The organism is Clostridium sp., assembly GCF_021372645.1.
Taxonomy (GTDB): Bacteria; Bacillota; Clostridia; order Clostridiales; family Clostridiaceae; genus Clostridium.
Window position 1 is genome coordinate 23,828 of sequence record NZ_JAJFUC010000057.1, and the last position, 20,520, is coordinate 44,347.

Annotated in this window: 17 protein-coding genes and 1 pseudogene; 16 read left to right on the top strand and 2 right to left on the bottom strand. The window is 29.6% G+C overall.

Annotation, left to right across the window (positions count from 1 at the left end):
• Positions 1 to 358 precede the first annotated feature (358 nt).
• The 10 genes from LLF98_RS09630 to LLF98_RS09675 all read left to right on the top strand — a co-directional run bounded on the left by LLF98_RS09630 (position 359) and on the right by LLF98_RS09675 (position 13,177).
• The gene (locus LLF98_RS09630) at positions 359 to 748 is read left to right on the top strand and encodes a thioesterase family protein (protein WP_291703002.1); all 390 of its coding nucleotides are present in this window, start codon (positions 359 to 361) and stop codon (positions 746 to 748) included.
• A 217-nt stretch (positions 749 to 965) separates the two neighbouring features.
• A complete protein-coding gene (locus LLF98_RS09635) occupies positions 966 to 1,352 on the top strand; it encodes a thioesterase family protein (RefSeq protein ID WP_291703003.1) in 387 nt (128 codons plus the stop codon).
• 895 nt (positions 1,353 to 2,247) lie between these two features.
• On the top strand, positions 2,248 to 3,810 hold the full coding sequence (locus tag LLF98_RS09640; RefSeq protein WP_291703004.1) for a CoA-transferase: 1,563 nt from the start codon (positions 2,248 to 2,250) through the stop codon (positions 3,808 to 3,810).
• 52 nt (positions 3,811 to 3,862) lie between these two features.
• On the top strand, positions 3,863 to 4,279 hold the full coding sequence (locus LLF98_RS09645; protein WP_291703005.1) for a VOC family protein: 417 nt from the start codon (positions 3,863 to 3,865) through the stop codon (positions 4,277 to 4,279).
• A 150-nt stretch (positions 4,280 to 4,429) separates the two neighbouring features.
• The gene (locus tag LLF98_RS09650; protein WP_291703007.1) at positions 4,430 to 5,206 is read left to right on the top strand and encodes an acyl-CoA dehydratase activase; all 777 of its coding nucleotides are present in this window, start codon (positions 4,430 to 4,432) and stop codon (positions 5,204 to 5,206) included.
• Positions 5,207 to 5,263: 57 nt separating this feature from the next.
• Positions 5,264 to 6,532 carry a 2-hydroxyacyl-CoA dehydratase family protein gene (locus tag LLF98_RS09655; protein ID WP_291703009.1) on the top strand — a complete coding sequence of 423 codons (1,269 nt, stop codon included), beginning with the start codon at positions 5,264 to 5,266 and terminating at the stop codon, positions 6,530 to 6,532.
• Positions 6,525 to 7,643: a 2-hydroxyacyl-CoA dehydratase family protein gene (locus tag LLF98_RS09660; RefSeq protein WP_291703010.1), complete on the top strand. Its 1,119-nt coding sequence runs from the start codon at positions 6,525 to 6,527 to the stop codon at positions 7,641 to 7,643. The genes LLF98_RS09655 and LLF98_RS09660 overlap by 8 nt, the downstream gene beginning before the upstream one ends.
• 286 nt (positions 7,644 to 7,929) lie before the next feature.
• The gene (locus tag LLF98_RS09665) at positions 7,930 to 9,435 is read left to right on the top strand and encodes a hypothetical protein (RefSeq protein WP_291703011.1); all 1,506 of its coding nucleotides are present in this window, start codon (positions 7,930 to 7,932) and stop codon (positions 9,433 to 9,435) included.
• A 516-nt stretch (positions 9,436 to 9,951) separates the two neighbouring features.
• Positions 9,952 to 10,260 (top strand): nucleoside triphosphate pyrophosphohydrolase, encoded by a 309-nt coding sequence (locus tag LLF98_RS09670; RefSeq protein ID WP_291703012.1) that lies wholly within the window; start codon positions 9,952 to 9,954, stop codon positions 10,258 to 10,260.
• Positions 10,261 to 10,294: 34 nt separating this feature from the next.
• The gene (locus LLF98_RS09675; RefSeq protein ID WP_291703013.1) at positions 10,295 to 13,177 is read left to right on the top strand and encodes a DEAD/DEAH box helicase; all 2,883 of its coding nucleotides are present in this window, start codon (positions 10,295 to 10,297) and stop codon (positions 13,175 to 13,177) included.
• A 147-nt stretch (positions 13,178 to 13,324) separates the two neighbouring features.
• On the opposite strand, the gene LLF98_RS09680 is transcribed toward LLF98_RS09675, so the two are convergent.
• Complete coding sequence (locus LLF98_RS09680) at positions 13,325 to 13,723, bottom strand: (deoxy)nucleoside triphosphate pyrophosphohydrolase (protein ID WP_291703015.1); 399 nt, start codon at positions 13,721 to 13,723, stop codon at positions 13,325 to 13,327.
• A gap of 471 nt (positions 13,724 to 14,194) precedes the next feature.
• On the opposite strand from LLF98_RS09680, the gene LLF98_RS09685 reads away from it, so the two are divergent.
• The gene (locus tag LLF98_RS09685) at positions 14,195 to 14,824 is read left to right on the top strand and encodes a DUF975 family protein (protein ID WP_291703017.1); all 630 of its coding nucleotides are present in this window, start codon (positions 14,195 to 14,197) and stop codon (positions 14,822 to 14,824) included.
• A 421-nt stretch (positions 14,825 to 15,245) separates the two neighbouring features.
• Positions 15,246 to 16,616 (top strand): AAA family ATPase, encoded by a 1,371-nt coding sequence (locus LLF98_RS09690; protein ID WP_291703019.1) that lies wholly within the window; start codon positions 15,246 to 15,248, stop codon positions 16,614 to 16,616.
• 129 nt (positions 16,617 to 16,745) lie between these two features.
• On the opposite strand, the gene LLF98_RS09695 is transcribed toward LLF98_RS09690, so the two are convergent.
• Positions 16,746 to 17,834: a leucine-rich repeat protein gene (locus LLF98_RS09695; protein WP_291703021.1), complete on the bottom strand. Its 1,089-nt coding sequence runs from the start codon at positions 17,832 to 17,834 to the stop codon at positions 16,746 to 16,748.
• Between the two features lie 137 nt (positions 17,835 to 17,971).
• Here LLF98_RS09695 and LLF98_RS09700 point away from each other — a divergent pair, with 137 nt between their 5' ends.
• The 4 genes and pseudogenes from LLF98_RS09700 to LLF98_RS09715 all read left to right on the top strand — a co-directional run bounded on the left by LLF98_RS09700 (position 17,972) and on the right by LLF98_RS09715 (position 20,505).
• A complete protein-coding gene (locus LLF98_RS09700) occupies positions 17,972 to 18,259 on the top strand; it encodes a hypothetical protein (RefSeq protein WP_291703023.1) in 288 nt (95 codons plus the stop codon).
• A gap of 152 nt (positions 18,260 to 18,411) precedes the next feature.
• Positions 18,412 to 18,591, top strand: coding sequence for a hypothetical protein (locus LLF98_RS09705; RefSeq protein WP_291703024.1), 180 nt, complete (start codon positions 18,412 to 18,414; stop codon positions 18,589 to 18,591).
• Positions 18,576 to 18,791 (top strand): annotated as a pseudogene (locus tag LLF98_RS09710) (transporter substrate-binding domain-containing protein); the annotation flags it as partial. The gene LLF98_RS09705 and the pseudogene LLF98_RS09710, both read left to right, overlap by 16 nt.
• Positions 18,792 to 19,110: 319 nt before the next feature.
• Entirely contained in the window at positions 19,111 to 20,505 is a 1,395-nt protein-coding gene (locus LLF98_RS09715) for an amino acid permease (RefSeq protein ID WP_291703025.1), read from the top strand.
• The last annotated feature ends 15 nt before the right edge of the window (positions 20,506 to 20,520 follow it).

Consider the following 20,520-nt stretch of genomic DNA (forward strand, 5'->3'; position numbering starts at 1 on the left):
GCAAATTATCCACTTAAATTAAAAACAATGTAATAATGCTTTTATCTATAACTATAAAAACACTCGAAATCGAGGATTTTAAATTTAGGTATTAAAAAATATCAAATCTGAAAAACAAGACCCGGTTTATGAAGTTAGTTTTAAACTCCTGTTTTTATGCGAGGTTCTAGATAAAAAGTTTTCAGTAAACTGGACAAAAATATAGTTATATAGTATATAATATATATATTAAACTAATAAAAAATTACATGAGTAATAGTAAAATAAGAAGGAATAGGTGATTTAATTATCTGAAATTATGAAAAGATTAAATATTTAATCATATGATGATAGTTATGGAGAGGAGAAATGATGTTAAATGGAATTTAATTTAAAAGAGGGAACTTCAATTATTAAAGAATCAAAGGTTACTCAAAATGAGACAGCAATAAAAATGGGATCAGGGGATTTAGAAGTTTATGCAACACCGGCTATGATTACTCTTATGGAAAATGCAGCTAAGAGTTCGGTAATAGATGAACTTCCAGAGGGATATACTACAGTAGGTATTGATATGAATGTTCAACATATTAAGTCATCTCCAGTTGGTGCAAATATAAAATGTAAAGCTATTCTTATAAAAGTAGATAGAAAAAAATTGTTCTTTGATGTAGAAGCTAGTGATGATAAAGGTATTATAGGAAAGGGCTCTCATATAAGATATATAGTAAATGCAGATGATTTTATGGGAAAAATAAAAAATAGTTAAATTACATAAAAATAAGTCTAACATCAAATAAGGTTATGAAGTAGATAAAACTTCGTAACCTTATTCTTTTTTAAGATAAATAAAAAAAGATTAGAATGCATATTATTTATATTTGAAGTGACAGTTCATACATGATATAATTAAGATAATACAAATTATGAAAAGATTAAACATTTAATCATATTATGATAATTATCGAGAGGAGAAATGATGTTAAATGGAATTTAATTTAAAAGAGGGAATTTCAATTATTAAAGAATCAAAGGTTACTGAAAACGATACAGCAGCAAAATTGGGAGGAGATTTAGAAGTTTATGGAACGCCAGCTATGATTGCTCTTATGGAAAAGGCAGCTAACAGTTCAGTAAGAGATGAACTTCCAGAGGGATATACTACAGTAGGTATTGATATGAATATTGAACATATTAAGTCATCTCCAGTTGGCGCAAATATAAAATGTAAAGCTACTCTTGTAAAAGTAGATAGAAAGAAATTGTTCTTTGAGGTAGAAGCCAGTGATGATAAAGGTACTATAGGAAAGGGCTCTCATACAAGATATATAGTAAATGCAAATGATTTTATGGAAAAAGCAAAAAATAGTTAAATTGTATAAAGATAAATCTAACATTAAATAAGGTTATGAAGTAGATAAAAACTTCATAACCTTATTCTTTTTTTAGATAAATAAGAGCAATATCAATAGCGTTCTTCTTTCTTTTTAAAATACACAATATATTTTGTCTAGGTACCTTCCATATTAAAGCCATTTGATTTTAAATCCCTAAACATTTCTTGGTTGTCATGGACAAAACTTCATATAGTATTTTTTCTAATTCTGTTGTAATATATCCTTGATTGCTTAGTATAGCTAAGTCCTCCTTTTTATAAGTTTTTTGAATTAGACTTATATATTAAGGTTTAGCTATGTTTTTTTCTATATTTTTCTATTGGTAATTTAATCCTTGGTTAACTTGACCTTTTTAGTCTCCATAAGTCAGGTCCGATTACTTAACTTAACTTTGGCAGACACAGATCCTTGTACCACATGAAAGTTAGTCATCGATTTTCTATCCGAACTTACTATAAAACCACCCACTTTGTAGACGATATAGGCTACTTGAATTATTGATTTTAAATGAGATAAAGAATTAAATGAAATTTCTATAATAATTAATTAGTGAAATATATAAGGGGTGTAAAGTACGTAGTTAAAGGGTTACTAATGAAAAGGTAGAATTACACATTTGATTGAATAACTTGAATAATCATTTTCAACTAATTCAAGTTATGAAATAATTCGAATATATATCTTACAGTTGAATCAACATGCAAAAACAATAGTCAATTTTTTCTTGTTCCATTTCAAGTCATATGGTATTACAATGAAAACGTCAACAACAATCAGTGCAGAATTAAAGCATGAAAAATATAAATTACAATTTCTGTGCAGATTTAAAGTATGAAAAGAAATTATTAATTATTTGAGGGAGGGAGAATTGTTGAAGAAAGTTAAAATTTTTTCAAGCGCTGAAGAAGCAGTTCAATTAGTAAAAGATGGAGATACAATAACTACTACTGGATTTGTTCAAAGTAGTTTGCCAGAAGCATTAACTAAAGCAATAGAAAAAAGGTTTTTAGAAACTGGTGCCCCTAAAAATTTGACCCTATTCTATACATCATCTCAGGGGAATAAACAAGGCAAAGGTGGAGATCATTTTGCCCATGAAGGAATGATCAAGAGAGTTATAGCTGCTCACTATGCTACTGCTCCAAAACTTGGACAAATGTGTGTTGAAAACAAATGTGAAGGTTACAACTTACCTCAAGGAGCTCTAGTAAATCTACTTTGTGATATTGCAGCCCGCAGAGTTGGAACAATTACGGAGGTTGGATTACATACCTTTGTAGATCCAAGAAATGGTGGAGGAAAAATTAACGAGAGAACAACAGAAGATTTAGTAGAACTAATAAAAATAGATGGCAAGGAAAGACTTCTATTTAAAGCATTTCCATTAAATATTGCATTTATTAAAGCAACTTATGCAGATGAATATGGAAATATAACTTTTGAAAAAGAAATAACACCTCTTGAAGGAACTTCTACAGCTCAAGCTGTTAAAAATAGTGGTGGTAAAGTTATTGTTCAGGTTGAAAAGGTTGTAAAAGGTGGAACTTTAGATCCTAAACTAGTAAAAGTGCCTGGTATTTATGTTGATGCTGTTGTGGTAGCAAATAAAGAAGATCATGAACAAAGTTTAGGACAAGAGTATGAATCAGGAATTTCAGGGGAATCAAGAGCATTTGTTGAGGATGATTCTACACCTATGGCATTAAGTGCAAAGAAAATCATTGGTAGAAGAGCAGCTATGGAATTGCAACAAGATTCAGTAGTTAATTTGGGAATTGGAGCACCTGAGTATGTTGCTCAAGTTGCAAGTGAAGAAGGAATAGCAGATTATATGACACTAACTGTTGAGTCAGGACCAATAGGGGGCATACCTCAAGGTGGAGCTAGATTTGGATCAAGCTTAAACCCAGATTGTCTTCTTGACCAAAAATATCAGTTTGATTTTTATGACGGTGGTGGTCTTAATTTAGCATATTTAGGACTTGCTCAATGTGGTGAAGAAGGAAATGTTAATGTTAGTAGATTCGGTACTAAAATCGCAGGTTGTGGTGGATTTATTAGCATAACTCAGAATTCTAAAAAAGTATTTTTCTGCGGTACCTTTACAGCAGGTGGTTTAAAAACAAAAATTGAAAATGGAAAATTAATTATAGAACAAGAAGGTAGAGAATCTAAATTTATAAAACAAGTTCAACAGGTTACATTTAATGGTAAATATGCTGTAGAAAAAGGGCAGACTGTTTTATATATAACAGAGAGAGCAGTATTTGAATTAAAAGAAGATGGACTTCATTTAATAGAAGTTGCGCCTGGTATTGATATAGAAACACAAATTGTTGGTTTAATGGGATTTGTTCCTAATATGGATAATGTTAAGCCTATGGATTCTAGAATCTTTAGAGAAGAAAAAATGGGATTAAAAAATGATAAATAATTAATTTTAAATTATTTAAATATATTTGATGAAAATCAGGAGGATGATAAGTATGAAACCTATGAGAATGCACCATGTTGGTATTGTAATTCCTACTATGGAAGCAGCAAAAAATTTTTTGGAGACTTTTGAATTGGAAATAGATTACCAAGGATATGTTGAAGCATATAAAGCAGATTTAATATTCACAAAATACACTGCAAATGAAAGTCCAGTAGAATTAATTATTCCAAGTGAAGGCAGTGTTCTTAAAAACTTCAACAATGGAAAAGGCGGTATTGCACACATCGCTTATGAAACTGATGATGTTGAAGCTGTACGTAAAGACTTTGAAAGCAGAGGAATAGAAATGCTTGAAGAAAGTGCTGTACCAGGAACAAGCGATATTATAGTTAACTTTGTAAGACCAAAATATTCACAAGGGATACTTGTTGAATACGTACAAACAATTGCACCAATTCAAAGATAGATTTATCTTTAATATACAGAAATTACCTTTGAATTAATCTAAACTTTAAGGTATACTCTATATTATGAAGTTGTTAAACTCGACTTGTTTGTTAAATAACAATCAGCGATAAATACAGAAGAAAAATTTATGCAAGAAGGAGGGTATGCCATGTATACAATGGGGATTGACGTTGGTTCTTCATCATCTAAAGTTGTAATACTTAAAGATGGGAAAGATATAATTGTTGCAGAAGTAGTCCAAATTGGAACAGGTTCTACAGGGCCTAAAAGAGCTTTAGACACTGCACTTTCAAAGTCAGGACTTACATTAGAAGATATGAATAAAATAGTTGCTACAGGTTATGGAAGATTTGCCATAGAAGAAGCACACAAACAATTTAGTGAAATAAGCTGTCATGCTAAGGGAATTTTCTTTCTAGTGCCTACAGCAAGAACCATCATTGATATTGGTGGTCAAGATGTTAAGTCAATTAAACTTGACAGCAGAGGCGGCGTTAAGCAATTTTTCATGAATGATAAATGTGCCGCTGGAACAGGCCGTTTTCTTGATGTAATGTCAAGAGTACTTGAAGTTGAACTTAGTCAAATGGCAGAATATGATTCTATTGCAACAGAGCCAGCTACTGTTAGTAGTACATGTACAGTTTTTGCGGAATCTGAAGTAATATCTCAACTATCAAAGGGAGTTGCTAAAGAAAATATCATCGCTGGCGTTCATCAATCAGTAGCAAGTAAAGCTTGCGGGCTTGCCTATAGAGGTGGAGTAGAGGATGACGTTGTTATGTGCGGTGGTGTTGCTCAAAACGCAGGAGTTGTTAGAGCAATAATGAGAGAACTTAAAAGACCAGTAATAGTGGCACCAAATCCACAAATTACAGGTGCATTAGGTGCAGCATTATTTGCTTATGAGGAAGCTAATAAATAAAAGATAATAAAATTAAAAAGCTAAAAAGCTAATAAATAAAGGAAAGAGGTTTTAATAATGTCTGATATAGCAGAAATGAATTCAAAACAATTATTAGGTTACTATCAGGAAAAACTAGATGAAGAAGCAAGACAAGCGAAAAAAGAAGGAAAGCTTGTTTGTTGGTCAGCATCAGTTGCCCCTCCAGAATTCTGTGTTGCTATGGATATAGCTATGGTATATCCTGAAACACATGCAGCTGGAATAGGTGCAAGAAAAGGTGCAATGGATATGCTTGAAGTTGCAGATAAAAAAGGTTACTCAATAGACACTTGTTCTTATGCTAGAGTAAATCTTGGATACATGGAACTTTTAAAAGAAAAAGCTTTAACAGGAGTAACACCTGAAAAACTTAAAAATTCTCCAGCAGCAGATGTACCACTTCCAGACCTTGTAATAACATGTAATAACATTTGTAATACATTATTAAAATGGTATGAAAACCTTGCAAAAGAATTAAATATTCCTTGTATCGTAATCGACGTACCATTCAACCACACAATGCCAATTCCACAATATGCTAAAGATTATATAGCAGGACAATTCAAAGAAGCTATTGCTCAACTTGAAGAAATCTGTGGAAAAAAATTCGACTATGACAAATTCTTAGAAGTACAAGAACAAACTCAACGTTCTGTTGCTCAATGGAATAGATTAGCTGATATGTTACAATACAAACCATCACCATTAAACGGATTTGATTTATTCAACTTCATGGCTCTTATCGTTTGTGCTAGAAGTAGAGACTATGCTGAAATCACATTCAAGAAGTTTGCTGATGAACTTGATGAAAACCTTAAGAATGGTGTTTATGCATTCAAAGGAAGTGAACAAAAACGTGTTACTTGGGAAGGTATAGCTGTATGGCCACACCTTGGTCACACATTCAAAACATTAAAAAATAGTGGGGATATAATGACTGGTTCAGCATACCCAGGACTTTGGAACTTATCTTATACTCCAGGAGACATGAGCTCAATGGCAGAAGCTTATACTAGAATTTATATAAACACTTGTCTTGATAATAAAGTTAAAGTGCTTAGCGATATAATAGAAAAAGGAAAATGTGATGGTATCGTTTATCACCAAAACAGAAGCTGTAAGTTAATGAGTTTATTAAACGTAGAAACTGCTGAAAGATTACAAGAAATGAATGGATTACCATACGTAAGCTTCGATGGAGATCAAACTGATCCTCGTAATTATGCTCCTGCACAGTATGAAACACGCGTACAGGCGTTAGATGAAATGATGAGACAAGGCAAGGAGGATGAATCTAATGAGTAAAATAGAAAACATTATAAATGAATTATCAGCAATAGCAAGCAATCCAAGAAAAGCTATGGAAGACTATAAAGCAGAAACTGGTAAAGGTGCAGTAGGGGTTATGCCTTACTATGCACCAGAAGAAATAATTCATGCAGCAGGTTTCCTTCCAATGGGGATATGGGGAGGACAAAGAAGTATATCTAAAGCTCGTGCATATTTTCCACCATTTGCTTGTTCAATCATGCAATCAGTTATGGAAATGTCACTTGAAGGAATGTATAATGACTTAAAAGCTGTACTTTTCTCAGTACCATGTGATACATTAAAGAACTTTAGCCAAAAGTGGAAAGGAACATCTCCTGTAATTGTGTTCACTCATCCACAAAACAGAAAGTTAGACTGTTCAAATGCATTCCTTGTTGAAGAGTTTAAACTTATTCGTGAAAAACTTGAAAAAATATTAGAAACAGAAATTTCAGATGAAGCAATAAACAACAGTATCAAAGTATACAACGAAAATCGTAAAGTTATGCGTGAATTCTCTGATCTTGTTGCTGAGTATCCACAAGTTATTGATCCAACAAAACGTCATGCTGTAATGACATCAAGACATTTTATGGAAAAATCAAAACACACTGCTATGGTAAAAGAATTAATGGCAGAAATTAAAGCTTTACCTGTTGAACCTTGGACTGGTAAGAAGGTTATATTAACTGGTATTACAGCTGAACCAAATGAATTATTAGAAATCTTTAAAGAAAATGGACTAGCTGTTGTTGCAGATGACCTTGCACAAGAATCAAGACAATTCAGACTTGATGTACCAGAAGGAACAGATCCATTATTCAGATTAGCTAAATGGTGGCAAGATTTTGATGGATGTTCTCTTGCAACAAATCCTAAAAAACCAAGAGGCCAAATGCTTATAGATATGGTTAAGAAATACAAGGCAGATGCAGTTGTTGTTTGTATGATGAAATTCTGTGATCCAGAAGAATTCGATTATCCAGTCTACAATACAGAATTTGAAGAAGCTGGAATTAAGAGCTTATATATAGAAATCGACCAAGAAGCAACAGCTTTCGAACAAGTTAAAACAAGAGTACAAAGTTTCAGCGAAATGATGTAATCTCTAGATTATATAGTATCGAAAATATTTTATTAAAGATAAAAACCCTGTAAGGCTTAGAGCTAAGCCTTACAGGTTTTTTTTGCTCTATTAATACCTATAAAACTACACTAATATAGCACATAAGAGTTATTTTTTACTAGGTTATCCTAGCTGATTTTAGTGAAATTTGAATTTGTAAGCTATAATTGTTATAATGTATATTACGATTACATAATGAAATCTATATGAAAAGTAGTTGATTATAGAATAGAATTTGTTTTTTTACAAAAGTTGGAGGTGCTTCATGGAAGATACAAAAAATTACGGTTTTATTTTAAAAAAATTATTATGGTTTACGGACACTAAATTTGCGGTGTTATCTAAAGTTGTAGGATATGATATATCTTATATAAGTAAATGGTGCAATAACATTAAAATACCTACTTGTAAAAACACTGAAATTATTAATGAAAAAGCGTCAATATTTTTTTCAGAGCAAATAGTAAAACGAAATATAGTTACAGAGTTCTATAAATTATATGAAATTCCAGAGCCTATGGAGTCAGATGATTCAATAATTAAGAATATGCTTAAAAATCATATATATAATTTGTTAGAGAATGCATATAAAAAATCAGAAGCTGATTTATGCCAAAAAACTGAAAAAAAACATGATGAAAGTAAGGTTATCTTTGGCAAAAATAAAGTTACTAATTTTATTAGAGAAATTCTTTCTACGACTATTGAGAATTCAACAACGGACATTGAATTATTATGTACAGTTGATTTTTGCAAGACAACAGCTAATATTAATCTTGATACAATGATGGAATATAAGATTCATGATATTAAGGTAACCGCCAAGGTTGGATTTGATATGGATGAATTTGAGACAAATCCCAATTTTTATTTATGGAGAATATATTTCATATTAAATAAAAAGTGGAATATGGAATTTGAGTTTTTTCAAAATAAAAAAATGGATAAGCTAAATATAATAGCAATTAGAGATAAATTTGCAATTATTTTATCATTAGATTCTGATGGCAGTATAGATGTAGCAACGCTTATAACAGATTATGAAACAGTAAACACAATCTATGATAATACTATTGCTAAGTTTAGAAAGGGAGATCTTTTAATCAGGTGTGTAGAACCTTCACTATTAGAGCAATCTGGATATAGAACGGATTTTTATTCTAATGATGAGTTTAAATTTGTTTCTACTAGAGGGTTTGAATTTTTATTATCATCTGATATTACTTCAGATATTATAGAGACAGCTTATGAACAAGGTTATTGTAATGAAAAGGGGCTTTTACTTAGAAAATTACAAATTACATGGGAAGAAAGATTTGAAAAAAGTAAAATTAATTTTATTATCTTGAAGTCTGCACTTATGAAATATATTGAAGAAGGAGACATATTTTTTACTGATTTTAGGTATAAGTTGACAATAGAACAAAGAAAAAGTCATGTTCTTAAAATACTAGAATGCATGAAGAAAAACAATAATATTAAAATTACAATTTTAAATGATGAACCACTTAATTATGATGTGAATTTCTTTAAAATTTCAGTTAATGTAAATAACAAAAAAGTTTTTTTAAAGAAAAATATAGATTGGTCTTCTGATTGTGTACCTTCGGTTTATACAATAATAAATGAGAATCTTGTTAAACATATCAATGAGTTCCTACTATTTATAAAAGGCAAGGATTTTTGTACAGAATATAATGTTGATGAATTAGAACAAATTGTGGAACAATATGGTAATATGTTTTTTAGAATAATGGAAACAAAAAATTAGGTTTATCTTGATATTTTGTAACAGTATTAAAAAATAAATTAGAATATTTATAGAATTTTTTAGTGAATAGGCGTGTTAAGTAGGAGTTTATTTTTAAACTTCTATTTTTATGCTTACATATAATATATTGTATTCCATATGTTATACAAGAAGGAATTTTGTATTTTATATAGAATATTGAGTTATACTTATAAAAGAAAAGAACATGCCCATAAGAATATTTACAGGGAATTATAGATTAGAGAAAGAAAACAATGAGAATGATTATATGAACTTAAGTATAATATTAGCTTCCAGCGCCTGTATTCAGAGTAGCAGCAGAGATACAGGCAACTAGAAGAAAGGATATAAGTACTACATAGAAACACGGAAATAGGATAGAGTGATTGATAATGGCATTAAGAGAACAATTAGAGAGCATGACAACAAGTGGATATGGAATAGTATAAGCTATTCGATTTTGAAAAATTAATCTAGCTCCAAAATTAAATTTTATATAAATAAGGATGAATATTAATGAAGACATACGATAAATTAGTAAGAGATAAAATCCCAGAAATAATAAAAGCAGATGGAAAACAGTGCGATGTAGAAATTGCATCGGCAGAAGAAAAATACATACTTCTAGAGAACAAGCTAAAAGAAGAAGTTAATGAATTTCTGGAAGATAAAAATTTGGAAGAATTAGCTGATGTTATGGAAGTTTTGTTTGGACTTGCTGATTCTTTAGGATATAGTGAAGAAGATATTTTGAAGGCTAGAGATAAGAAAAAAGAAGAACGTGGCGGATTTAAAGAAGGAATTGTGCTTAAATCTGTTAAATAAGAACAACGGTCTTTGAGAAAACTAGGGGGATAATATGGATTCACTATTTAAGAATACAGAGATCATCAATAAAGAGGAATTTGAATTCTCAGATGTTCAACACAAAGAAATAGAAAATAAAGAATTTCTAATAAACAATAAATTAATAATTAACTCTGAAAAAGGTAATCTTCTTAATGAGCTAAAAAGATGCTTAAGTAAATGTGAAAAATTTTATTTTAGCGTTGCATTTATCAACTTTAGTGGCCTTCAGCTTTTATTAGATAGCTTTAAGGAATTAGAGGACAAAGGAGTTAAAGGAAAAATATTAACATCTACATATCTTAACTTTACTGAGCCAAAGGCATTAGAGAGAATTAATAAATTTAGCAATATTGATTTAAAAGTTTTTGTAGCTACGAAAGAGATAGGTTTTCATACTAAGGCTTATATTTTTGAAAACCAAGAAGAATATAAAATCATTATTGGATCATCTAATATAACACAGAGAGCATTAAAGAGTAATATAGAATGGAATGTAAGTGTTATTTCCAAGAAAGACGATACTTTTGTTAAGGAAGTATTAGAAGAATATTTAAATTTATGGGAAGATACTTCTGTTTTAAATGAAGAATTTTTAGAGAATTATAAAAGTTTTATAGAAGAAATTAGAAAAGCAGAAAAAAGAAAAAGTATAGATTTTAGTGATTATGAAATAATAAAGCCTAATAATATGCAAAAGAGGGCAATAGATAATTTAAATAGGCTGAGACACTGCGGAGAAGATAGAGCTTTAGTAATAGCTGCAACGGGTACAGGGAAGACTTATATGTCTGCTTTCGATGTTATAAACTATAAGCCACAAAAAATGTTGTTCTTAGTACATAAAGAAGAAATATTAAGAAGTGCAGAAAGAACTTTTAGAAAACTAGTTAAAAATAAGCAAAAGACTACAGGGCTTTTGACTGGTAATAGTAAAGACATAAATGCGGACTACTTATTTTCTACAATACAATCAATGAATATAAATCTTGATAAATTTAGTAGAGATGAGTTTGAATATATTGTAATAGATGAAGCACATCACTCAGCGAGTCCATCTTATAAAAAGGTCATGGAATATTTTAAACCTAAATTTTTGTTAGGTATGACTGCTACTCCTGAAAGATGTGATAGTGAAAGTATTTTTGATATCTTTAATAATATAGCATTAGAGGTAAGATTAAGAGAAGCATTGGAGTTAAATCTTGTAATACCTTTTCACTATTTTGGAATAACTGATATTGAAGGAATAGATTTAAAAGATGTAGATATGGATGATATAAAAGAAATATCTAAAAGACTAAAGGTTAATGAAAGAGTTGACTTTATAATTGAGAAAATGAACTTCTATGGCCATGACGGAGATAAACGAAAGTGTATTGGATTTTGTGTAGGTATTGATCATGCTATTTATATGGCAGAGGAATTCAATAAAAGAGGTATTAAAAGTGTTTATTTAACAGGACAAAATTCTGCAGAAGAAAGAGAGCATTATATTAAAAGGTTAGAATCTGAAGATGATGATTTAGAAGTTATATTTACAGTAGATATATTTAATGAAGGTGTAGATATACCATCTGTTAATTTAGTATTAATGCTTAGACCAACAGATTCCCCAATAATATTTATTCAGCAGCTCGGAAGAGGTCTGAGAAAACATGAAAATAAATCTTTTCTAACAGTATTAGATTTTATAGGAAACCATAATAAAGCATTTTTAATTGTTATAGCCTTGAATGGCTCAAGATATTATGATAAAGACAGTTTAAAGGTAGCAGTTTCAACTCAGTTTGCTAATATTCCAGGATGTACAAATATTCAAATGGATAGGATAGCACAAGAAAGAATATTAGAGCAGCTAAATGAAGAAAACTTTAATTCTATGAAATATTTAAGAGAAGAATATTTTGAATTTAAAAAGATGAATGGTAGAAAAGTACCATACTTGTTAATGGATTATTTAAAATATGATGGCGCACCAGATCCACTTAAGTTTTTAAATAGGGAAAAAACTTATACTGGTTTTGTTGCTAATATGGAAAAAGATGATGAACTAAAACAGTTATTAGAAGATGAAGTATTCTTAAAAATACTTAAGGAGCTTTCAAGTAAACTACCAATAAAAAGAATATATGAATTTAGCATATTAAAGTATATGTTAACTCATGAAGAAATAAGCATAGAAAAGGCTAAGCTTGAAATATTAAAATATATTGACTATGTAGATGATGAAAGTGTTAATCATGCTTTAAATTGTTTAAATAGAGCCTATTATGATTCAGCTCAACTTAAAAACAACGTAAAATCCTTTGAGTTAAAGGATGAAGTTTTAAATAGCACATGGGATTTTAAAAAGATAATTCAAAATAAGAAGTATAGAATATATATTGAAGATGTTATAAATTATGCTCTAATAAGATATGAAAAGGAATTTGAAAGTAAATATTATGGAGTTCCATTCTTTAAGCTATATGAGCAGTATCAAATGGTAGATACAGCACTTTTATCAAACTACACAAAAATACACAGTTCTTTTAGAGGTAGTGGACTTATTACTAATGGAAATGAATATTTCTTATTTATAGATCTTCATAAAGAAGACAACATAAAGGAAAGCATAAATTATAAGGATAAATTCTTAGATAGACAATATTTTCAGTGGCAAAGTCCTAATAGTACATCTCAAAGCTCTGAAAGAGGGAAAAATATTATTTTTAATAAAGATAGGAAGATCAACTTGCACCTTTTTGTAAGAAAATACAAACAAATAGATGGTGTTGTGCAGCCATATATTTATATAGGTAAAGGGAATACTGTTGAGTATTCCGGGGAGAAGCCTATAACAGTAAAAATTAAATTAGATAATATAGCTCCTGTAAACTTATCCGATAGCTAGCATCCGTAACACTCCCCCTTCTTCAAGCGGGAGATAACGGCTGCACGCTCCTGGATAAGTTCAACTAAATTCATGTGGAGTATAAAACTCCACATGAAAAGTTTCACTTTATATACAGAATTTGTAGAAAAGGTATAGCAATTTTAGCTATACCTTTTCTGCTATTAACTGCATTACAGCAGGAATATCTGCTGGAGCCCAATTTAAAGAAATTAAGTTTTCTCTTCTTAACCATATAAGTTTAGAGTGCTCAGTTGCTGTAGGTGTACCAGATATTAATTTACACTTTATAGTAATTAGATTTACTATAAAATTATCATATTCATGAGTATTGTCATTAAAAATATCTAAAAATTCAATATTACAATCTAACTCTTCTTGAATTTCTCGTTCTATAGCTTCCTTTAGACTTTCATCTTTTTCTACCTTACCACCAGGAAATTCCCACATGTTTGGTATTGACATATCAGGCGAGCGAAGAGCGCAAAATATTTCATTGTTTTCATTTTCTAAAATTGCTCCAACAACTTTAATTAGTTTTTTCATCTGTATATTAATTCCTTTCTTGAGGTAAAAAATATCATGAAATTATTTCTTTCAGATTTAATACCTTTATTCTAGACAAGTTTATCATAGATAAATTATGAAATGCAAATTTTTGATTTTATTGAATAATTGAGTCAGGGTATGGATATAGTGTATATTTAAGTGAACGAGGTTATAAAAGATTTTTTGATGAAGAGGATTTACACTTTATATTGAGAAATAAATAATATTTCATATTGCTTTGATTTTCCCTATGAAGTAAGAAAAATACAATTTAAGCAGTCGTTCAAAAAATGTATATAAAATGGAAGCTAAATTACAAGATGAAGTTAATGAGTTCTTAAGAGATAAAAATTTAGAGAAATTATATGATAAAATTTTATCATATTACCACAACTTTAAAATATAATTAAGAATAGGATATTATATTACTTCATATTTCATAATTTGTAAGATTAAGGAGGAGATTTCATGATTAATAGGGCAGAATTAAAAAGACATGCTAAGGACCAATTAAAGGGAAAATGGGGACTAGCTATTGGCAGTATTGTAGTTGTATTTTTAATACAAATTATGTTTAATATTATTTCAAGATGTGTTCAAGATAACACAATACTATTGATAATTACGACACTGGTATCAATAATAGTTAGTTCAGTAATGAGCGTAGGAGTGTGTAGATTATCATTAAACTATGCTTATGATGATAAACAACCAGCATTCTCAAATATTTTTTCTGGATTTAAAGTTATACTTAAAGTAATAGGATTATTTATATTATTGGGAATAATTATACTTGTAGGAACAATTTTATTAGTAATTCCAGGTATCATATTTACTTATATGTTTTCGCAAGCTTATTTTATTTTAGCTGATGATAATAGTAAATCTATTATTCAATGTTTAAAGGAAAGTGCAGGAATGATGAAAGGATATAAATTTAAATATTTTGTACTTTTATTAAGTTTTTTAGGTTGGACAATACTAGGATTGATTCCATTAGGTATTGGACTTCTATGGGTAGTACCTTATATGGATGTAACATTGGCTTCTTTCTATTTAAAAGTTAAAGATAATTACTACGGAGCTAATATTGAGTAATGAAATAAAATTTTTGTTAGCAATATTATTAATATGATATATTAAAAAAAGATTAAATAATAAAAAAACATAAAAGCAATAGCAAAAAATAAATGTAAAAAACCTCTGATTTTTCGGAGGTTTTTTAGTTGAGATATTAAATTCAAAGTATATCCAAGTAGTTTCTATTTCTTTTATAAATTTTATTTTAATAAAAGATTAAAATCATCATATTGGGCAAACACAAGCTCAAATAGCATAGTTAAAAGCTTAATAGAAAACAAATATGAACCTATAGCTAAAGTAATTTCTACAAGCTTTATTGCTGGCATATTTAAATAGTGGTAAAATTATTATTGAAAAATAAATTTTAAGATATAAAGCTTTATAAATAGGAGATATTAAATAAGATTATAGCTTAAATTGTAAGGAAGTGAGAAACATGGAAGAACAAATAATAGATCTTAAAAGAGATGCATACAAAAAACTATTAGATTGGAAAAATAATCATAATAATAAGGTATTACTAATAGAAGGTGCAAGACAGGTGGGTAAAACTTATTTAGTGAAAAAATTTGCAAGAGAAAATTACAAGAATTTAATATATATAAATCTATTAGAAGAAGCAGGAGAAGACTTACTTACAATTTATAATGTAATAAAAGAAGAACGTCTATCAGGAAAACTAGACAGAGAAAAAACAAATTCATTAAAAGAGATGTTTAAGAGATTTTCTAACAATTTTGAAGACAATGAAGAATGTATAATTATAATAGATGAAATACAAGAATCTTATAAAATTTATAATATGATAAGGCAATTTGCAAGAGAATTTAAGGCACATTTTATCATGACTGGAAGTTATTTGGGAAGAGTTGTTATGCAGAAAGAGTTTTGGTCTCCAATGGGTGATGTAGACTTCCTTGAAATAAAGCCATTATCATTTGCAGAATTTATTAAAGCACTTAATTTAACACATAGTTATGAATCATTAGACTTGTATGGAAATGGTGATAAAAAGGATTATGATTTATTTTATGATAAGTATAGAGATTACTTGGAAGTTGGCGGTTATCCAGAGATAGTATGCGAATACTTAAAAAATCATAAGGAAAATATTAATGATTTGTTTGAAAAATTATTAAGAGTATTTTGTGAAGAATCTTCAAGATATTTTGATGGAGATATATTGACTACAAGAGTATTTGAAGACTGTATAAGTGCAATAATTGAAATCCTAGCTAGAGGCAAAAAAGGAATTAAGGAAGGCAGCTATACAGAAGAATTACAGCAAATTATAACCAAACAATACTCAAGTAATATTACAAAGGAAAATTGTAATAGAGTACTTCAATGGTTTTATACATCTAAATTTGTCAAAGACTGTGATAAACTTATAGATTTTGATTTTACAAGTATAAAAAAGCGACAAAGATATTTTTTATCTGATGTTGGTATGGCAAATTATGTGATGAAAAAAGCAAACATATTAGCAGCAGAATCTAGCGGGTTATTAAATGAAACGTTCATTTATCATTGTCTTTTAGAGAAGATACCTGTGGTTCCTATGTTTGGTATCTATGGTGATGGGGAGCTTGATTTTGTCTACAGAGATAGGGAAAGTGGCTATGTCTATGGAATAGAAGTTAAAGCAGGTAAAAATCCAGGTAAAACTATAACAAAATCATTGGCTAATGGAAAAATAGATTTTGCAGTTTATCTAAAAGGGATAACACAAGGTGGAATAGCAAATAAAACTTATACAATTCCAATATTTTTATTTCCAAGATTTGAATTCAGAAAAGTAAAATAAGGAACATGAAAGAAAATGTGCCTTCAATTTAGAGTTGTTATTTATTTTCATGTACCTAATAACTACTAGCCTCGTCTCAACAGATATTAAAATTTTTATAATTAAAATACTATTTAATTACTTATATAATCAAGCGGTTACTATGATTTTGTTTGCACTTACACCAGAATTAACTAAAAGCTGTTTTGTTGTTTCACTCTTTACATAAACTGTAACATTACCGCAGCCTTCAAATAGATTAGTTTCTATTACCTTATTAAAAGGACCATTCTTATGAGTTTCTATATTTTGAACACTACTTGGAATAGTTATGCTTGTTAGACTAGTACAATCTTTGAATGCGCCCATTCCTATGTGTGTTACCCCATCAGGAAGTGTTAGATTTGTCAAACTGATGCAGTAGTAAAAGGCAGTATTACTTATATCTGTTACACCACTAGGAATTACTATGTTTTTTAAACTAATGCAACCTTCAAAGGTGCTTTCGCCTATACTATTCAGAGTATTTGGCAGTGTTATGTTTGTTAATTTAATACAACCAGAAAATGTAGCATTACCTAAAAATGTTATACCATTTTCTACTGTTACATTTGTTAAATTCAAACAACCACGAAATATACCATTGCCAAATTTGTTTACACTACTTGGAATTGTTATATTTGTTAAGCTTCTACAACCATCAAATGCATAGGTAGCAATAGTTTTTACACTATTTGGTATTGTTAAGTTTGTTAAATTGCTGCAACCAGAAAATGCTTTAACGCCTATAATTGTTACGGTGCTTGGAATTGTCACACTTGTTATTTTAGAAGAGCTAAATGCATAAGCTCCTATACCTGTTACTGTAATATTATCAATTTGAGTTGGGATATTTATGATGCTTTGAGAGCCTAAATAAGCCACTATTTTACCAGTCTGTTTGCAAAAAGCCCAGTCTCCATTTATTGTGACATTTGTAAATTGTCCGCTACTATTCATTCCATATTCTTTGTCAAAATACATCTCGTTGGGATTGCTTAACATGTAGCCATTTGATTTAAAGTAATATGAATATCTATCGATTTCTCTCCAACCTTTAGCCCATGAATTTCCTTCGGCATACCACCAACCCTTATTATCTTGTTTCCACTCTGCATTTGCAGCTATTGGATTTAATGTTAAGACTGACGCTATTACTAAGGTTCCAGCTAATAATTTTGTTAATTTTAATTTTTTCATATTCTTACCCCTATATTTTTCCTATAATTAAATATAATATAATAATATATAACATTTTAACACTATTTCAATTAATTATCCAGAATGTATTTTAATATGTATCAAAAGATGATGAAAAATAGGTTTGGTAAATTAAAATGATACCTATGTTTGGTGTTTTCGAAGATGGTGAACTTGATTTTATTTATAGAGATAGAGAAAGTGGATGTGTTTACGGAATTGAAGTTAAAGCAGGTAAAAATGCAGGAAAGACTATAACAAAATCATTGGCTAATGGAAAGGTAAATTTTGCGATTTATCTTAAAGAAATAACGCAAGGGGGAATTGCAAACAAGATTTATACAATTCAAATATTTTTATTCCCTAGGTTTGAATTTAGTAGTATAGCTGATATTTCTTCTGCTATGGCTGCTGATACGCTTTGAATTTTATGTAAGATATCTTTTTTATATGAGAAATATATATTTCATGTTTAAAATTTAATGTTTTATTACAAAATAGCAGTAGATATAAATTAAAACTACTGCTTTATTTCATGATCTGCGGTAGGATATTTTATTATTCAAAGGAGATTTATATGAGAAAAATATCACATAAATTATTAATTTTAATTGTTATTATAAATATCATAGGAATGATATTTGAAGGTACTAATGTGGTAAATAGTAGTAATACTACAGCAATAAATAATACAACAGAAAAAAATACATTGGAGACAATAAAAGAAAAAGGAGTAATTTTAAATATTCTTTATTAAAAGATAAAACTCTTGTGTTAAGAATGCTAAAAGACTATACACCTGAAGTATCTGGAATTGTAGGAATAGCAGTTAGAAAAAATGATACAGAGCTATTAAAGGCATTAAATGAAAAAATCAGTGAGATGAAAGCAGATGGAAGTTTATATGCTATGCTTGTTAATGACGGACTTGATAAAGATAATATGATTTCTGGCTGATGAACTACTTATTTTATTTTATGCAAATTTTGTTTACTTAGCAGCCTATTTATGGATTACAAATGATATTTCGGAGGAGAAAAATGATTCTGATGGAAAATGTTACAACAAAATAACGTCTATATTTATATAAATTTCATATAAAAACAAAGAAAAGTTGCAAGTTTGTTAAAAATGTATTAGTATTTAACAGTAAAAATTAAATTTTAGATGAATATATTTAGGAAATAATAGCTATTAATGATTCAGCTAATTAAAAAATACTTGTAAAAAAAGGCATTTTTAAGTACATGCTTTTTGACTAAGATGGAGGGGGAAAATGGATAAATTAACATCGGAAAAACAAGATTTATCAAGGGGACTGAAAAATAGGCATGTTCAATTACTTGCTATAGGAGGTGCAATTGGTACTGGATTATTCCTTGGGTCAGGAAGATCAATTCACTTAGCGGGTCCGTCTATTTTATTTGCGTATATAATAACAGGGGTAATTTGTTTTTTTATCATGCGTGCCCTTGGGGAATTATTACTTTCTAATTTAAACTACCATTCTTTTGTAGACTTTGTATATGATTATTTAGGAAATGGAGCAGCATTTATTACTGGATGGACCTATTGGTTCTGCTGGATTTCAGTTGGAATGGCTGACTTAACTGCTGCCGGACTTTACATACAATACTGGTTACCCAATATACCTCAATGGGTTCCTAGCCTTATTGCTCTTATGATTTTACTAGTTATGAACCTTACTGCAGTAAAGTTATTTGGGGAAATGGAATTTTGGTTTGCGTTAATTAAAGTTGTTGCAATTTTAGCACTAATTATAATTGGTACATTTATGATCATCAAAGGATTTTCTACAGATGCCGGTGCATCTAGCTTTGCAAACCTTTGGAGTCATGGAGGCTTGTTTCCAAATGGGGTAAGTGGTTTTGTCCTTTCATTCCAAATGGTTGTATTTGCTTTTGCTGGAATAGAATTAGTTGGACTCACAGCTGGTGAGACTGAAGATCCAGAGCGTGTTATTCCAAAGGCTATTAACAATATTCCAATTAGAATTATTATTTTCTATATAGGAGCACTTACTGTTATTATGGGAATATACCCATGGAATTCAATTAATCCAGATAAGAGTCCATTTGTGCAGGTATTTGCAGCAGTGGGAATTGCAGCAGCAGCAAGTATTGTAAATTTCGTTGTACTAACATCGGCTGCATCTGCTTGTAACAGTGCTATCTTCAGCACAAGCCGTATGGTTTACTCCCTTGCTAAAGAAGATAATGCACCTGAATCAATGAAAAAATTAACTTCTAGCCAAGTGCCTTCTAATGCTACAGTGTTTTCAGCAACAGTCATATTAATTTCAGTTGTTTTGAACTATGTTATGCCAGAAGGGGTATTTGTACTTATTACAAGTATATCAACGTTCTGCTTTATATACATTTGGGCAATTATAGTTATCTGCCATATGAAATATCGCAAAACTAATCCAGAACTTGCTGCAAAGAGCAAATTCAAAATGCCGCTTTATCCAATAATAAACTATATAATTCTAGCATTTTTTGCTTTTATTATAGTTGTATTGGCACTAAATAATGAAACTCGTGTAGCCTTATTTGTAACACCAGTATGGTTTATAGTGCTTAGAGTGATTTACAAGATACTTAAATCAAAAAAGACAGGTGAAGAAGATGGCAAAAGAAATTTAGCATAGGCTTATACTAAAGGA

What these genes read in the sequence shown, in the direction of transcription:
- LLF98_RS09630 (WP_291703002.1), top strand. Translation starts at nt 359, where the DNA reads ATGGAATTTAATTTAAAAGAGGGAACTTCAATTATTAAAGAATCAAAG.
- LLF98_RS09635 (WP_291703003.1), top strand. Translation starts at nt 966, where the DNA reads ATGGAATTTAATTTAAAAGAGGGAATTTCAATTATTAAAGAATCAAAG.
- LLF98_RS09645 (WP_291703005.1), top strand. Translation starts at nt 3,863, where the DNA reads ATGAAACCTATGAGAATGCACCATGTTGGTATTGTAATTCCTACTATG.
- LLF98_RS09650 (WP_291703007.1), top strand. Translation starts at nt 4,430, where the DNA reads ATGTATACAATGGGGATTGACGTTGGTTCTTCATCATCTAAAGTTGTA.
- LLF98_RS09655 (WP_291703009.1), top strand. Translation starts at nt 5,264, where the DNA reads ATGTCTGATATAGCAGAAATGAATTCAAAACAATTATTAGGTTACTAT.
- LLF98_RS09660 (WP_291703010.1), top strand. Translation starts at nt 6,525, where the DNA reads ATGAGTAAAATAGAAAACATTATAAATGAATTATCAGCAATAGCAAGC.
- LLF98_RS09665 (WP_291703011.1), top strand. Translation starts at nt 7,930, where the DNA reads ATGGAAGATACAAAAAATTACGGTTTTATTTTAAAAAAATTATTATGG.
- LLF98_RS09670 (WP_291703012.1), top strand. Translation starts at nt 9,952, where the DNA reads ATGAAGACATACGATAAATTAGTAAGAGATAAAATCCCAGAAATAATA.
- LLF98_RS09675 (WP_291703013.1), top strand. Translation starts at nt 10,295, where the DNA reads ATGGATTCACTATTTAAGAATACAGAGATCATCAATAAAGAGGAATTT.
- LLF98_RS09680 (WP_291703015.1), bottom strand. Translation starts at nt 13,723, where the DNA reads ATGAAAAAACTAATTAAAGTTGTTGGAGCAATTTTAGAAAATGAAAAC.
- LLF98_RS09685 (WP_291703017.1), top strand. Translation starts at nt 14,195, where the DNA reads ATGATTAATAGGGCAGAATTAAAAAGACATGCTAAGGACCAATTAAAG.
- LLF98_RS09690 (WP_291703019.1), top strand. Translation starts at nt 15,246, where the DNA reads ATGGAAGAACAAATAATAGATCTTAAAAGAGATGCATACAAAAAACTA.
- LLF98_RS09695 (WP_291703021.1), bottom strand. Translation starts at nt 17,834, where the DNA reads ATGAAAAAATTAAAATTAACAAAATTATTAGCTGGAACCTTAGTAATA.
- LLF98_RS09700 (WP_291703023.1), top strand. Translation starts at nt 17,972, where the DNA reads ATGATACCTATGTTTGGTGTTTTCGAAGATGGTGAACTTGATTTTATT.
- LLF98_RS09705 (WP_291703024.1), top strand. Translation starts at nt 18,412, where the DNA reads ATGAGAAAAATATCACATAAATTATTAATTTTAATTGTTATTATAAAT.
- LLF98_RS09715 (WP_291703025.1), top strand. Translation starts at nt 19,111, where the DNA reads ATGGATAAATTAACATCGGAAAAACAAGATTTATCAAGGGGACTGAAA.